Genomic DNA, 14954 nt, shown 5'->3' with positions numbered 1-14954 from the left:
ACGGCCCCGGGAGACCTCCGGAGCGGCCGCCGGGACAGTCCCGAACCAGATGGGGAGAGCATGTCGGCAGACACCGCAGGGCCGGAGACGCTCGGCTCGTTGACTGACGAGCCGGAGCACCAGGATCCCAACAGCCAGCAGGCGAAGGAGATCTCCGGCAAGTCTCCGCTCCGCATCGCCCTGGGCCGCCTGGCCAAGGACAAGATCGCGGTCGTCTGTGCGCTCGTGGTGCTGTTCTTCATCGTGTGCGCGGTCTTCGCCGGCCCGATCAGCCACCTCTTCGGCGTCAGCCTCGAGACCCCGCTCGCCAGCGAGCGCGTCGACGGGCTCAACAACAACATGCCGAAGCCCGAGATGGGCCCGCCCTTCGGTCCCTTCACCTGGGACCACCCGCTGGGCGTCGCGCCGCAGACGGGCAACGACAACCTGGCCTACTGGCTCTACGGCTGCCGCACCTCGCTGCTCATCGCGACGGTCGCCACGGTGGTCGCCAGCGTCGTGGGCGTCGTGATCGGCCTGCTCGCCGGCTTCCTCGGCGGCGCGGTCGACAAGATCCTGTCGTTCTTCATCGACATGTTCCTCACGATCCCGTTCCTGCTCGCCGCGCTGACCCTGGCGCCGATCCTCAACGAGCGCTTCAACCTCTACGACAGCTACCAGACCATCCAGAAGTTCAGCCTGGTCGCCGTCCTGGCCCTCTTCGGCTGGATGGGCACCGCCCGGCTGATCCGTGGTGAGGTGCTCGCGCTGCGCGAGCGCGAGTTCGTCCAGGCGGCCCGCGTGATGGGCATGCCGACCTCGCGCATCCTGTTCAAGGAGCTGCTGCCCAACCTCGCCGCGCCGATCATCATCAGCGTCTCGCTGATGCTGCCGACGTTCGTCGCGCTCGAGGCGGGCCTGGCCTACCTCGGCATCGGCGTCACCGACGGCATCTCGTGGGGCCAGGTGATCCTCAAGGCCGCGACGCCGACCTACTTCCGCGAGTACCCGCAGTTCCTGTGGGCGCCGCTCCTGGGCATCGTCGCGCTGGTGCTCTCCCTCAACCTCCTGGGTGACGCGATCCGCGACGCCCTCGACCCCAAGACCCGGCGCTGAGCACCAGCTCGGCCCCAGGTTCCACGCACGTCGCCGGAGACGCCGTCCTCGGTGAGAACAAAAAGGAAAGGCTGGACAGCATGAAGCGGAACAAGCCGCTCGCACTCATTGCTGGTGCCGCGCTCCTGACCCTCGCCGCCTGTGGCGGCGGGTCGTCGGACAACAGCGGCAGCAGCGGTGGCACGGACAGGGAGTTCGGCGACCAGACCGGTGGCACCAAGGACGCCGAGCGTCAGGGCCCCGCCGCCGACATCGACGGCGCCGCCGCTGGTGGCACCATCACGGTCTACCTCCCCGGCGACCCCGGTCCCGACTCGCTCGACCCGACGGCCGGCTGGTCCGTCACGGGCAACTCGATCCAGCAGGCGCTCACGAGCCGCTCGCTGACCCAGTACGCACGCGACGAGGACGGCCAGCCGGTGCTGGTCCCGGACCTCGCGACCGACCTGGGCACCCCCAACGACGACTTCACCGAGTGGACCTTCACCATTCGTGACGACGCGACGTGGGAGGACGGCAAGCCCGTCACCGCCGAAGAGGTCGCGTTCGGCATCTGCCGCTCGCTCGACTCCGAGGCGTTCCCGTCCGGCCCCGGCACGGAGTACTCCAAGACGTACTTCGACGGTGCGGCCGACTACGACGGCCCCTACACGGGCAAGGACCCCAACTGCGAGAAGTACACGGGCATCTCGGTCGACGGCCAGGACGTCACCATCAAGATGGCCAAGCCGTTCCCGGACATGGACTACTGGGGCGCCTTCATGGCGATGGGCCCGGCCCCGCTCGGCAACGCCTCCAAGCCGCCGAACTACGGCAACAAGCCGCTGTCCAACGGCCCCTACAAGGTCGACAGCTACAAGCCCAACGAGGAGCTCGTCCTCGTCAAGAACGACCAGTGGTCCGCTGACTCCGACCCGGCCCGTCACCAGTACGCCGACGAGTTCGTGTTCAAGTTCAACCAGGACCAGGCCAAGGTCGACGAGATCATGCTCTCGGACAACTCCGACAGCCAGACCGCCGTCTCCACCGGCCTCGGCTCGGACAAGTACAACGACGCGAACGGCCAGCTCGGCGACCGCCTCGTGCAGCAGACCTCACAGTGTGTCTCCACGCTGACGCCTGACTACACGAAGATCACCGACATCAACGTCCGCAAGGCGCTCGCCTACGCGTACCCGTACCAGGACGTCTGGATCGCCACCGGTGAGGTTCCCGGCGTGACCCGGGTCCCGGCCAACTCGGTCATGCCCCCCGGCATGGCGGGCAAGGTCAACGACTTCCAGGTCGACGGTGAGCAGATCACCTACGACCCGGAGAAGGCCAAGGAGCTGCTGGCCGAGGCCGGCTACGGCGACGACAACCCGTACGAGATCACGATGGTCTACTACGAGGTCGACCCGCTGGCCAAGGCCGGCCAGGACCAGATCACCAAGGGCTTCGAGGCCTCCGGCTTCAAGGTCAAGGCCATCCCGGTCCAGGAGTCGCCCTACAACATCTGGCTCGACCCCGACAACAAGGTCAACAAGACCCTCAACCTCCGTGGCGTCAACTGGTGCTCGGACTGGCCCGCCGGTTCGACCATGCTCCCGCCGCTGCTGAAGGGTGGCGCTGTCTACAACACCGCCTACTTCGACGAGGCCTCGGTCAACGACGAGATGGACAACATCGCGACGCTGCCGCTCGAGGAGCAGGCTGACGCCTGGGGTGCGCTGGACGAGAAAATCATGACGGACTACTTCCCGATCATCCCGACCGCGTTCCGCAACGACCTGTTCGTCTTCGGCACGAAGGTCGGCAACCCGACCGGCGACGGTTCCATCGGTGCGCCGAACTACAAGGACCTGTACGTCATGCAGTGATCCTGGTGACCACCCGGGCTCGGGCCCGGACCACCACGTAGTACCCAGTAGCAACCACTGACGAGTGGGGGCTCCCTGACCGGGGGCCCCCACTCGCCAGCCCGGACCTTCCACCGCGGCGACGAGTAGTCTGTCTGCCCGGGGGTTCCGACTCATCCACCATCCCCGGAGAGTGACCTGCGATGTTCGCGTATGTCGTGAAGCGCCTGATCTCGGGAGTCCTCGTCGTGACGCTGGTCTCGATGGCGATCTTCCTGCTGTTCTGGTTCGGCCCGTCGAGTCCCGCGCAGCCCATCTGCGACCGAGAGACCAGCAACCGCTGCACCGCGGCCAAGCTGGACATCTACGAGAAGACCCTGGGCTACGACAACCCCGTCTACGAGGAGTACGGCAAGTACGTCAAGGGCATCTTCGTGGGCCGCACGCTCACCATCGCCTCCAACGAGTACCAGTGCGACGCGCCGTGCCTCGGCGTCAGCTACCGCACCAAGCAGCCGGTCAAGGAGGAGCTGGTCTCGCGCATGCCCGCGACCTTCTCCGTGGCCATCGGCGGTGCATTCCTCTACCTCCTGTTCGGTGTCCCCATCGGCGTCGCCGCTGCGCGACGGCGTGGCACCGTGGCCGACAAGGCCCTGGTCTCGAGCTTCCTGTTCATCAGCTCGATCCCCTACTACCTCTTCGCGCTGCTGACCTGGCTCTACCTCACGATCACCTACCCGCTGCCCGTCGTGGGCGACACCGGCTACTTCAAGCTCACCGACGATCCCGTCAAGTGGTTCACCGGGCTGTTCCTCGCCTGGGTCGCGCTCGGCATCTTCGGGTGCACCCAGTACACGCGATTCACGCGTGGTGCGATGGTCGAGGCCCTCAGTGAGGACTACATCCGCACCGCGAAGGCCAAGGGCCTCCCCGCCCGCACCATCGTCTACAAGCACGGCCTGCGCGCGGCGCTGGTGCCGGTCGTGACCATCTTCGGCATCGACTTCGGCACCCTGCTCGCCGGCACCATCTTCACCGAGCGGATCTTCGAGATCCAGGGCATCGGCTACTGGAGCCTGCAGGCGGTCCAGGGCCGTGACCTGCCCGTCGTCCAGGCGACCGCCCTGTTCAGTGCCGTCGTGCTCATCATCTCCAACCTGCTCGTGGACGTCGTCTACAGCGTCCTCGACCCGAGGGTGAGGCTCTCGTGACCAGTGTTCCCATGACCCCGTCCTCTGCTGCTGCCGACGACCAGGCGTCCGGTCCCTACCTCCAGGTCGAGGGCCTGAAGGTCACCTTCCCGACCCAGGACGGTCCCGTCACCGCGGTGAGCGGCCTGAGCTACACGGTCGAGAAGGGCAAGACCCTCGGCATCGTCGGCGAGTCCGGCTCGGGCAAGTCCGTCTCGAGCATGGCCGTGATGGGCCTGCACGACGCGAAGTCGGCGCAGATCGAGGGCTCGATCCGCGTCGGCGGCACCGAGGTCGTCGGCCTCAGCGAGTCGCGGATGCGTGCCCTGCGCGGCAACTCGATGGCGATGATCTTCCAGGACGCCCTCGCGGCGCTCCACCCGTTCTACAAGATCGGCAAGCAGCTGGAGGAGGCCTACCTGGTCCACCACTCCAGCGCGTCGAAGCGGGACGCCCGCCGCAAGGCCATCGAGATGCTCGACCGGGTCGGCATCCCGCAGCCCGACCGTCGCGTCGACGACTTCCCGCACCAGTTCTCCGGCGGCATGCGGCAGCGCGCGATGATCGCGATGGGCCTCATCAACGACCCCTCGCTGCTCATCGCCGACGAGCCCACCACCGCGCTCGACGTGACCGTCCAGGCGCAGATCCTCGACCTGCTCCAGGACCTCCAGCGCGAGTTCAACTCCGCGGTCATCATCATCACCCACGACCTCGGCGTGATCGCCGAGATGGCCGACGACGTGCTCGTGATGTACGCCGGTCGCTGCGTGGAGTACGGCACCGCCAAGCAGATCCTGACCTCGCCGGAGATGCCCTACACGTGGGGCCTGCTCTCGAGCATCCCGGACGTCCACGCCTCGACCGACGCGCGGCTGATCCCCATCCCCGGCAACCCGCCCAGCCTCCTGCGGCCGCCGTCAGGATGTTCCTTCCACCCGCGGTGCGTGCACTCCGACAAGGTCGCCGGCGACCTGTGCAGCACCGAGCGACCCGAGCTGCTGCCGGCGAGCTCCGGCACGGCGCACCTCAAGCGGTGCCACCTCGCCGACCCCGTGGGGGTCTACCGCACCGAGGTGCTGCCCGAGATCGCCCCCGAGCTCGTCGAGGAGACCCGATGACCCAGGACCCCAACGCCCGCGCCGAGATCGAGCCCACCGAGATCGGCGCCAACGCGGCCGAGTCGGGGGAGCGGCAGCTGGTCGACGAGCACGACGTCACGGCCGACCACGAGGTGCCGGTCGACCTGGACTTCGCCTCCGTCGCCGAGATGGGCCACGTCGCGTCCGAGCTCGACCCGGACGCCCCGGCGGTGCTGACCGTCGACAACCTCAAGATGTACTTCCCGGTGAAGTCGTCCGGGGTCGTGCGCCGCACGGTGGGCCACGTCCAGGCGGTCGACGGCATCTCGTTCGAGGTCCCGAAGGGCGGCTCGCTCGGCCTGGTCGGCGAGTCCGGGTGCGGCAAGTCGACCACCGGCCGGCTCATCACCCGGCTCTACAAGCCGACCGGCGGCTCGATGATGTTCGAGGGCCAGGACCTCGCCAAGCTCTCGAACGGCCAGATGAAGCCGCTGCGGCGCGACGTGCAGATGATCTTCCAGGACCCCTACACCTCGCTGAACCCGCGCCACACCGTCGGCACGATCGTCGGTGCGCCCCTCGAGGTGCACAAGATCGTCCCGAAGAACAAGGTCCTGTCGCGGGTCCAGGAGCTGCTCGAGGTCGTGGGCCTCAACCCGGAGCACTACAACCGCTACCCCAACGAGTTCTCCGGCGGCCAGCGCCAGCGCATCGGCATCGCCCGGGCGCTGACGCTCAACCCGAAGGTCCTCGTCGCCGACGAGCCGGTCTCCGCGCTCGACGTGTCGATCCAGGCGCAGGTGGTCAACCTGCTCCAGGACATCCAGTCCGAGTTCGACGTGGCCTTCCTCTTCATCGCCCACGACCTCGCGATCGTTCGCCACTTCTGCCCCGAGATCGCCGTGATGTACCTCGGCAAGATCGTGGAGATCGGCGACCGCGAGACGATCTACGGCAAGCCGCACCACCCCTACACGCAGGCCCTGCTGTCCGCGGTGCCCGACGTGAAGCAGGCCGCCATCGGTGGCCGGCGCGAGCGGATCCGGCTCGAGGGCGACGTGCCGAGCCCGATCAACCCGCCGTCGGGCTGCCGCTTCCGCACCCGCTGCCAGTTCGCGCAGGAGATCTGCGCCAAGGTCGAGCCGCCGCTGCTCCAGATCGGCAAGCGCCACAAGGTCGCCTGCCACTTCGCCGGCGAGCTCGGGGCGCACCCGGCTACCCCGGTGACGACCGAGCTGCTCGGCGTCGACGACCAGGGCAGCTCGGTGCCGGGAGTCGTGCCCAGCAACACCCAGCTCACGATCCCCGGCTACGAGAAGACCTGGTACGACCTCACGACCAAGCAGACCACCGGCGTCTGACCCCGAGCCTCCTGCCGCCGCTGTCGGCGGGGCGGGAGATACTCACCGACGTGGACGGCTTGTTCGAGATTCCGGGCGCGGGGCAACCCGCGCCCGGCGTCGTACCCGGGGGCGGATCGCTCGGGGCCAACACGCATGCCTCGGCACCGCTCGCGGTCCGGATGCGTCCGCGCACCATCGAGGAGCTCGTCGGCCAGCAGCAGCTGCGGGCCGCCGGCTCGCCGCTGCGCCGGCTGATCGAGGGCGACCAGTCGATGTCGCTGCTGCTGTGGGGTCCGCCCGGGACCGGCAAGACCACCATCGCCGCGATCGTGAGCCAGCAGACGAGCCGCCGCTTCGTCGAGGTCTCGGCCGTCTCGGCCGGCGTGAAGGAGGTGCGAGCGGCGATCGACGGCGCCCGCGCCGAGCTCGTCCGCAGCGGGCAGGAGACGGTGCTGTTCGTCGACGAGGTCCACCGCTTCAGCAAGGCCCAGCAGGACGCCCTGCTGCCCGGGGTGGAGAACCGCTGGGTGACGCTCATCGCGGCCACCACGGAGAACCCGTTCTTCTCGGTGATCAGCCCGCTCCTCTCGCGCAGCCTGCTGCTCCGGCTGCAGTCGCTCACCGACGACGACGTGGCCGAGGTGATCGACCTGGCGCTCACCGACGAGCGCGGCCTGGCGGGCGCGACGGGACTCGATGACGAGGCGCGCGACCACCTCGTGCGCCTCGCCGGCGGTGACGCGCGGCGGGCACTGACCTACCTCGAGGCGGCCGCGGGCGCCGCGGCGAGCAACGGGCTCGACGCGATCGACCTCGCCACCGCGGAGACCGCCGTCGACCAGGCGGCCGTCCGCTACGACCGCCAGGGCGACCAGCACTACGACGTGATCTCGGCGTTCATCAAGTCGATCCGCGGATCCGACCCCGACGCCGCCCTGCACTACCTCGCCCGGATGATCGAGGCGGGGGAGGACCCGCGCTTCATCGCCCGTCGCCTGGTCGTGCACGCGAGCGAGGACATCGGGCTGGCCGATCCGACCGCGCTCCAGGCCGCCGTCGCCGCCGCGCAGGCCGTGCAGCTCATCGGCATGCCCGAGGCCCGGATCAACCTCGCCCAGGCCACGATCCACCTCGCGATCGCGCCGAAGTCCAACGCGGTCATCGTCGGCATCGACGGCGCCATCTCCGACGTGAAGGCCGGCAAGATCGGCCAGGTGCCCCCGCACCTGCGCGACGCCCACTACGGAGGCGCCAAGGACCTCGGCCACGGCAAGGGCTACCGCTACCCCCACGACGAGGCCTTCGGCGTCGCCGAGCAGCAGTACCTCCCCGACGTGCTGGCCGACGCGGCCTACTACGTGCCGACCACGCTCGGCGCCGAGGCCGGCGTCAAGGAGCGCTGGGAGCGGATCAAGCGGATCGTCAGGGGCAGGGCCTGATCATGCGCGACGCTCGAGGACTGGCCTGGGGGGCCAGCGTCCTGTTGGTGACCCTTGCCGCCTGTACGGCCAGCCCGGGTGCGCCCCACCCGCGGGTGGAGGACGACCCGCCGGCCTCGTTCGGCGCCCCGGTCGCAGGAGCCAAGGACCCGGGACGCACCGGCCCGGCGGCGCCCATCGAGGGCGCCGAGGTCGGCGGGACCCTCACGGTCTACCTGCCGGCGGCGCCGGGCCCCGACACGCTCGACCCGACCGGCGCGTGGTCCGCGCCCGGCAACGCGATCCAGGGCTCGCTGGTGAGCCGCTCGCTGACCCAGTACGCCCGCGGCCCCGACGGAGAGTCGGTGCTGGTGCCCGACCTCGCCACCGACCTCGGCCGCCCGAACGACGACTACACCGAGTGGACCTTCACCATCCGCGACGACGCGACGTGGGAGGACGGCAGTCCGGTGACCCCGGAGGAGGTCGCCTTCGGCATCTGTCGCTCCCTCGACACCGAGGTCTTCCCCGCAGGCCCGGGAGCGGAGTACTCCACCCACTTCTTCGCCGGCACCGACGACTACGACGGTCCCTACACCGGCGACGACGCCGCGTGCGAGGACTGGGACGCGATCTCGGTCGAGGGTCGCGACGTCGTCATCGAGATGGCCGTCCCGTTCCCCGACATGGACTACTACGCCGCGGTGATGGCGATGGGACCCGCCCCGCTGGGCGACGCCTCCGAGCCGACGCGCTACCGCCAGCGCCCGATGGCCACGGGCCCCTACAAGGTGGCGAGCTGGACCCCGGACGAGGAGCTCGTCCTCGTGCGCAACGACGCCTGGGACGCCGACTCCGACCCGGCGCGCCACCAGTACGCCGACCGGTTCGTGTTCAAGTTCAGCCAGGACCAGGCCAAGGTCACCGAGATGATCCTGTCGGGCCGCGACGCCGGTCGCACGGCGCTGACGACCTCGCTCGGCGTCGACCGCTACGTCGAGGCGGACGAGGTGCTCGGTGACCGGCTGGTGCACCAGGCGTCGCAGTGCGTCGGGACGGTGACCCCCGACTACCGCAAGATCACCGACATCCGGGTCCGCAAGGCGCTCGCGTACGCCTACCCCTACGAGGACGTCTGGATGGCCGGGGGCGACGTCCCGGGCGTGACCCGTATGCGTGCGGGGTCGCTGATGCCACCCGGGATGGTCGGTCGCAAGGACTTCCACGTCGACGGTGAGCCGATCACCTACGCACCCGAGCGGTCCCGGGCGCTACTCGCCGAGGCCGGGTTCGCCGACGAGCCCTACGAGATCACGATGGCCTACAACCAGACCGACCCGCGCGCCACCGCGATGCAGGAGCAGGTGGAGAAGGGCCTTCAGGCGGGCGGGTTCTCGGTGCGGAGCATCCCGGTGCACCAGTCGATCTACAACGTCTGGCTCGACCCCGGCAACGAGGTCAACCAGCAGCTCAACCTGCGCGGCGTCCTCTGGTGCCCACCGTGGCCGGCCGGCTCGGCGCTGCTGCCGCCGCTCCTCGCCGCTGACGCCCCCTTCAACACCGCGCACTTCGACGAGCCGTCGGTGGACGCCGAGATGGACGACATCGCCCGCCTGCCGATGGACCGCCAGGCCGACGCGTGGGGCGCGCTCGACGAGCGGATCCTCGACGACTACTTCCCGATCATCCCCGTCGGCTACCTCAACCAGCTCTTCGCCTTCGGTGACCGGGTCGGCAATCCCACCGGTGACGGCGCCGCCGGTGCTCCCAACTACAAGGACCTCTTCGTCGTCCCGTGACCCGGGCGGCTTATAGGGTGTCCCGGTGACGACGCAGCAGGAGTGGGTGCAGGTGGGCCTGGTCGCGGCCGGCCTGGTGGCCCTCGCCGCGCTCGTGCTGGCCCTGCTCGCACGCCGTCGCGCGCGCCACGCCGAGTCGTCCCTCGCCGAACTCGCCGACCGGATCGCCGTCCTCGAGTCGCCCGCCGCGGTGCCGCCCACGCCGGCCCCGGACGCCGCTGCGACGACCTACGTCATCACGGGGATCGGCGTCGACGACGACACCGACCGCGTGCCCGACCCCGTCGCGCGACCGATCGACGGCCGCCTGTTCGCCGACATCGTGGCCCGCGAGACCGTGGTCAAGGCGGCGTCGTGGACCCACGGCGTGCGGCGCGCGCTGTCGCCCGAGAGCCGCAACCGCATCCGGTTCCAGGTGCGCCAGGAGAGCAGGCAGGCCGGGCGCGAGCGCCGCGCCGAGATGAAGCAGGCGCTGCGCGAGTTCCGCGCCCGCGAGCGCGACGCCGGACGCACCGTCACCACCAAGCCCGCGGAGGACGTCGCCTGATGGGTCGACCACTCTGGTTCGTCGCCGGGGCGGGGGTCGGGGTCTACGCCGCCGCCCGCGCCCGCCGTGCCGCCGAGTCCCTCACCGCCGACGGCATGCGGGACCGCCTCCGCGGGTGGCAGGCCGGCGCCCGGCTCTTCGCCGAGGAGGTCCACCAGGGCCGCACCGAGCGCGAAACCGAGTTGCGCGAACAGCTGGGCCTGCGGCCCCATGTGACCAGGGACGGACGTCCCCAACTGACCAGCTCCACCGATCCCCAGAAGGACCAGCACTGATGGACACCGCCGAGATCCGCCGCCGCTTCCTCGCGCACTTCGAGGCCGCCGGACACGCCGTGGTGCCCTCCGCCTCGCTGCTCGCCGACGACCCGAACCTGCTCTTCGTCAACGCCGGCATGGTGCCGTTCAAGCCTTACTTCCTCGGCCAGGAGACGCCGCCCTACGACCGCGCCACGAGCGTGCAGAAGTGCATCCGCACGCCTGACATCGAGGACGTCGGCAAGACCACGCGGCACGGCACCTTCTTCGAGATGTGCGGCAACTTCTCCTTCGGCGACTACTTCAAGGAAGGCGCCATCGAGCTGGCGTGGACGCTGATCACGAAGCCGGTCGAGGACGGCGGCTTCGGCCTGGAGGTCGACCGGCTCTACCCGTCGGTGCTCGCCGGCGACGACGAGGCGATCGAGCTCTGGATGAAGGTCACCGGCCTGCCGCGCGAGCGCATCGTCCAGCTGGGCAACAAGGAGAACTACTGGTCGATGGGCGTGCCCGGCCCGGGCGGTCCGTGCTCGGAGATCCTCTACGACCGGGGTCCGGACTTCGGCCCCGACTTCGACCCGACCACGCTCGGCCCGGACATGCCGTTCGAGCTCGAGGACCGGCTCCTGGAGATCTGGAACCTGGTCTTCATGCAGGACGACCTCAGCGCGGTCCGCTCCAAGTCCGACTTCGACATCGCCGGCTCGCTGCCGAAGAAGAACATCGACACCGGCATGGGCCTCGACCGCGTCGCGCTGCTCCTGCAGGGCAAGAAGAACATGTACGAGATCGACGTCATGTACGGCGTGATCGCCAAGGCCGAGGAGATGACCGGCAAGAGCTACGGCGACGACCCCGGCGACGACGTCCGCTTCCGGGTCATCGCCGACCACGTGCGCTCCTCGATGATGCTGATCGGCGACGGCGTGACGCCCGGCAACGACGGCCGCGGCTACGTCCTGCGCCGCCTGCTGCGCCGCGCGGTGCGCTCGATGCGCCTGCTCGGCTGCGAGGACCGGGTGCTGCCCGAGCTGATGCCGGTCTCGCGTGACGTGATGGGTCAGACCTACGACAACCTCCTCACGGACTGGGCGCGCATCTCGCAGGTCGCCTTCGCCGAGGAGGACGCCTTCCGCAAGACGCTGCAGGCGGGCACCCAGATCTTCGACACCGCCGCGACCGAGGTGAAGCAGTCGGGCGGCTCGGCCCTGTCCGGCGAGCGTGCCTTCGCGCTCCACGACACCTACGGCTTCCCGATCGACCTCACCCTCGAGATGGCGGCCGAGGCCGGTCTCTCCGTCGACGAGCAGGGCTTCCGCGGGCTGATGGCCGAGCAGCGCGAGCGCGCCAAGGCCGACGCCCGCGCCAAGAAGGGCGCCCACGGCGACACCGCGGTCTACCGCGGGATCTTCGACGAGCACGGTCCCACCGAGTGGCTCGCCTACGAGACGCTCGAGACCGAGTCGCGCCCGCTCGCGCTCCTCAGCGGGGGCGCGTCCGTCCCGCGCCTGGCGCAGGGCGAGATCGGCGAGGTCGTGCTCGACCGCACGCCCTTCTACGCCGAGTCCGGCGGGCAGGTGGCCGACGCCGGCACGATCGTCTTCGACGGTGGCCAGCTCGAGGTCATCGACGTCCAGCGCCCGGTGAAGGGCCTCGTGGTGCACCAGGTCCGGGTGCTCGACGGCGAGCTCGACGCGAGCAGCCGGGTCCACGCGCGCGTCGACCCCGAGTGGCGCATCGGCGCCCGCCAGGCCCACTCCGGCACCCACGTCGTGCACGCCGCGCTGCGCGAGGTGCTCGGCCCGACGGCGCTGCAGTCCGGCTCCTACAACCGACCGGGCTACCTCCGCCTCGACTTCGGCTGGACGCAGGCGCTCAGCCCGGAGCAGGTGCGCGACATCGAGCTGGTGTCGCAGCAGGCGCTGCGCGCCGACCTCGCCGTCTCGTGGGACTACATGACCCTCGACCAGGCCAAGGACTGGGGCGCGATCGCGCTGTTCGGCGAGACCTACGACAACACCAAGGTGCGCGTCGTCGAGATCGGCGGTCCCTGGTCGCGCGAGCTCTGCGGTGGCACGCACGTCGACCACTCCTCGCAGATCGGCACCGTCGTGGTGACCGGCGAGACGAGCGTGGGCTCGGGCAACCGGCGCATCGAGGCGCTCACCGGCGTCGAGGGCTTCGGCTACCTCGCCCGCGAGCGTGACGTCGTCTCCCAGCTGACGACCCTGCTCAAGACCCAGCCCGACGACATCGTCGAGCGGGTGCAGGGCCTCACCGAGCGCCTCCGCGCGGCCGAGAAGGAGCTGGAGAAGGCGCGCCTGGCCCAGCTCCTCGGCGCGAGCGCGGACCTGGCGGCCGGTGCGACGCAGGTCGGGCCGGTCAAGGTCGTGGCCCACCGCGCCGACGGCGCCGGCGGGGGCGATGTACGCAACCTGGCCATGGACGTGCGCGGCCGGCTGCCCCAGGGCGAGCCCGGCGTGGTCGTGATCATCGGCAACGCCGACGGCAAGGTGTCCGTCGTCGCCGCGACCAACGACGAGGCACGGAGCCGCGGCCTGTCCGCCGGCGACCTCGTCAAGGCCGTCGGCCCGCTGCTCGGCGGCAAGGGCGGTGGCAAGGACGACGTCGCGCAGGGCGGCGGCACCGACGCCTCCCGGATCGACGAGGCGCTGGCGCTGGTCGCCTCCGAGGTCGGCCGAGTCGCGGTCCAGGCCTGAGCGGGACGTGATGCGGTCCGGCGTGCGGCTCGGCATCGACCCGGGTGATGCCCGGATCGGTGTCGCGAGCAGCGACCCGTCCGGCTTCCTCGCCACGCCCGTCGAGACGGTGCGGCGCGGCAAGGGAGACGTACGCCGCCTCGCGCAGCTCGTGACCGAGCTCGAGGCGGTCGAGGTCGTGGTCGGCCTGCCGAAGTCCCTCAACGGGACCGAGGGCCCGGCGGCGGAGAAGGCGCGCGACCTCGCGGTCCGGCTCGCGCGCCGAGTTGCCCCCACACCCGTCAGGATGTGTGATGAACGACTGACCACGGTCTCGGCCGAGTCGATCCTGCGCGAGCAGGGCCGGCACGGACAGAGGCGACGCGCCGTGGTCGACCAGGCAGCCGCGGTGCTGATCCTGCAGACTGCCCTCGACACGGAGCGGTTCAGCGGACAGGCACCGGGGGAGATCGTCGAGGTGACGGAGACAGATGAGTGAGCACGAGGCCCACCCCGACGAGGTGGGACCCGACGAGGTCGAGTCGGAGCGGGACTACGAGTACGTCCCCGGCGGCAAGCGGCGCAAGGGCCGCGGCGGCAAGGGGTGCCTCGCCGTCATCGTCGCGCTCGCCGTCCTGGCCGGCGGCTTCTACTTCGCCCTGACCAAGGGTGTCTCCGTCCTGGCCGACCAGTTCCAGGGCCCCGAGGACTATCCCGGGCCCGGCACGGGCAAGGTCGAGTTCGCCGTCAACGAGGGCGACACGATCGCCCAGATGGGCCGCAACCTGAAGGACCAGGGCATCACCAAGTCCGTGCAGGCCTTCATCGACGCCGCCAACGGCGAGCCCGACTCGAGCGGTATCCAGGTCGGCGACTACGAGCTCCAGAAGGAGATGAAGGCCGCCGACGCCCTCGACGTCCTCATCGACCCGGACAACCTCATCACCTTCCCCACCGTCACCATCCCGGAGGGCCTGCGGCTCACCGAGATCGTGTCGACGCTCGCGAAGAACACGAAGTTCTCCGAGGCGCAGTTCGACAAGGCGCTCGACCAGCCCGCCAAGCTGGGGCTGCCCGACTACGCAGGAGGCAACGCCGAGGGCTACCTCTTCCCGGCCACCTACGAGATCAAGCCGGGCATGAAGCCGGTCGCGATCCTCAAGGCGATGGTGACCCGCTGGCAGCAGGCGGCCGACGCCGCCGGGCTCGAGGAGAAGGCCGCCGCGCTCGGCCACACGCCGGGCGAGCTGATGATCATCGCCTCGCTCATCCAGGCCGAGGGCCGGGGCAGCGACATGCCGAAGATCTCCCGGGTGATCTACAACCGGCTCGACGGCCCGGGGGACAAGGGCGGCACCAACGGCACGCTCGGCATCGACGCGGCGATCGCCTACGGCCTGGGCCTCTCCCCGGGCTCGACGGAGCTCACGCCCGACCAGCTGGCCGAGGACACGCCCTACAACACCAGGATCAACGCCGGGCTGCCCCCGACCCCCATCGAGGCGGCCGGCGACGACGCGATCGCCGCTGCGGCCAACCCGGCGGAGGGCGGCTGGTACTACTACGTCACCGTCGACCTCTCCACCGGCGAGACCAAGTTCTACGAGACCTACGACGGATTCCTCGAGGGCCGCGACGAGTACAAGGCCTATTGCGAGACGTCCGACCGATGCTGAGCCGACTGAG

Annotated in this window: 12 protein-coding genes; all 12 read left to right on the top strand. The window is 70.0% G+C overall.

From position 1 onward, the window contains the following. Positions 1–60: 60 nt before the first annotated feature. The 12 genes from BLV76_RS20140 to mltG all read left to right on the top strand — a co-directional run bounded on the left by BLV76_RS20140 (position 61) and on the right by mltG (position 14944). On the top strand, positions 61–1095 hold the full coding sequence (locus tag BLV76_RS20140; protein ID WP_090971544.1) for an ABC transporter permease: 1035 nt from the start codon (positions 61–63) through the stop codon (positions 1093–1095). A gap of 80 nt (positions 1096–1175) precedes the next feature. After that, positions 1176–2954: an ABC transporter substrate-binding protein gene (locus tag BLV76_RS20135; RefSeq protein ID WP_090971542.1), complete on the top strand. Its 1779-nt coding sequence runs from the start codon at positions 1176–1178 to the stop codon at positions 2952–2954. 182 nt (positions 2955–3136) lie between these two features. Further along, the gene (locus BLV76_RS20130; protein ID WP_090971540.1) at positions 3137–4144 is read left to right on the top strand and encodes an ABC transporter permease; all 1008 of its coding nucleotides are present in this window, start codon (positions 3137–3139) and stop codon (positions 4142–4144) included. 11 nt (positions 4145–4155) lie between these two features. Then, complete coding sequence (locus tag BLV76_RS20125; protein ID WP_090971538.1) at positions 4156–5244, top strand: ABC transporter ATP-binding protein; 1089 nt, start codon at positions 4156–4158, stop codon at positions 5242–5244. Between the two features lie 149 nt (positions 5245–5393). Next, positions 5394–6566, top strand: a complete 1173-nt coding sequence (locus BLV76_RS20120; protein WP_090973034.1) for an ABC transporter ATP-binding protein — start codon at positions 5394–5396, stop codon at positions 6564–6566. A 50-nt stretch (positions 6567–6616) separates the two neighbouring features. Further along, positions 6617–7987, top strand: coding sequence for a replication-associated recombination protein A (locus BLV76_RS20115; RefSeq protein WP_245734798.1), 1371 nt, complete (start codon positions 6617–6619; stop codon positions 7985–7987). A 47-nt stretch (positions 7988–8034) separates the two neighbouring features. Beyond that, complete coding sequence (locus BLV76_RS20110; protein WP_175539768.1) at positions 8035–9765, top strand: ABC transporter substrate-binding protein; 1731 nt, start codon at positions 8035–8037, stop codon at positions 9763–9765. 25 nt (positions 9766–9790) lie between these two features. Next, the gene (locus BLV76_RS20105; RefSeq protein WP_090971532.1) at positions 9791–10312 is read left to right on the top strand and encodes a hypothetical protein; all 522 of its coding nucleotides are present in this window, start codon (positions 9791–9793) and stop codon (positions 10310–10312) included. Then, positions 10312–10587 (top strand): DUF6167 family protein, encoded by a 276-nt coding sequence (locus tag BLV76_RS20100; RefSeq protein WP_090971530.1) that lies wholly within the window; start codon positions 10312–10314, stop codon positions 10585–10587. The genes BLV76_RS20105 and BLV76_RS20100 overlap by 1 nt, the downstream gene beginning before the upstream one ends. Beyond that, entirely contained in the window at positions 10587–13289 is a 2703-nt protein-coding gene (gene alaS / locus BLV76_RS20095; protein ID WP_090971528.1) for an alanine--tRNA ligase, read from the top strand. The genes BLV76_RS20100 and alaS overlap by 1 nt, the downstream gene beginning before the upstream one ends. Before the next feature lie 10 nt (positions 13290–13299). Then, the gene (gene ruvX, locus BLV76_RS20090) at positions 13300–13767 is read left to right on the top strand and encodes a Holliday junction resolvase RuvX (protein ID WP_090973032.1); all 468 of its coding nucleotides are present in this window, start codon (positions 13300–13302) and stop codon (positions 13765–13767) included. After that, positions 13760–14944 carry an endolytic transglycosylase MltG gene (gene mltG / locus BLV76_RS20085; protein WP_090971526.1) on the top strand — a complete coding sequence of 395 codons (1185 nt, stop codon included), beginning with the start codon at positions 13760–13762 and terminating at the stop codon, positions 14942–14944. Before ruvX ends, mltG begins: the two co-directional genes overlap by 8 nt. The last annotated feature ends 10 nt before the right edge of the window (positions 14945–14954 follow it).

Origin of the sequence: Nocardioides exalbidus (genome assembly GCF_900105585.1) — a bacterium.
Classification (GTDB): domain Bacteria; phylum Actinomycetota; class Actinomycetes; order Propionibacteriales; family Nocardioidaceae; genus Nocardioides; species Nocardioides exalbidus.
The sequence above is the reverse complement of the archived record's forward strand: the minus strand, read 5'-3'. Positions and strand labels throughout refer to the sequence as shown.

What these genes read in the sequence shown, in the direction of transcription:
- BLV76_RS20140 (WP_090971544.1), top strand. Translation starts at nt 61, where the DNA reads ATGTCGGCAGACACCGCAGGGCCGGAGACGCTCGGCTCGTTGACTGAC.
- BLV76_RS20135 (WP_090971542.1), top strand. Translation starts at nt 1,176, where the DNA reads ATGAAGCGGAACAAGCCGCTCGCACTCATTGCTGGTGCCGCGCTCCTG.
- BLV76_RS20130 (WP_090971540.1), top strand. Translation starts at nt 3,137, where the DNA reads ATGTTCGCGTATGTCGTGAAGCGCCTGATCTCGGGAGTCCTCGTCGTG.
- BLV76_RS20125 (WP_090971538.1), top strand. Translation starts at nt 4,156, where the DNA reads ATGACCCCGTCCTCTGCTGCTGCCGACGACCAGGCGTCCGGTCCCTAC.
- BLV76_RS20120 (WP_090973034.1), top strand. Translation starts at nt 5,394, where the DNA reads ATGGGCCACGTCGCGTCCGAGCTCGACCCGGACGCCCCGGCGGTGCTG.
- BLV76_RS20100 (WP_090971530.1), top strand. Translation starts at nt 10,312, where the DNA reads ATGGGTCGACCACTCTGGTTCGTCGCCGGGGCGGGGGTCGGGGTCTAC.
- alaS (WP_090971528.1), top strand. Translation starts at nt 10,587, where the DNA reads ATGGACACCGCCGAGATCCGCCGCCGCTTCCTCGCGCACTTCGAGGCC.
- ruvX (WP_090973032.1), top strand. Translation starts at nt 13,300, where the DNA reads ATGCGGTCCGGCGTGCGGCTCGGCATCGACCCGGGTGATGCCCGGATC.
- mltG (WP_090971526.1), top strand. Translation starts at nt 13,760, where the DNA reads ATGAGTGAGCACGAGGCCCACCCCGACGAGGTGGGACCCGACGAGGTC.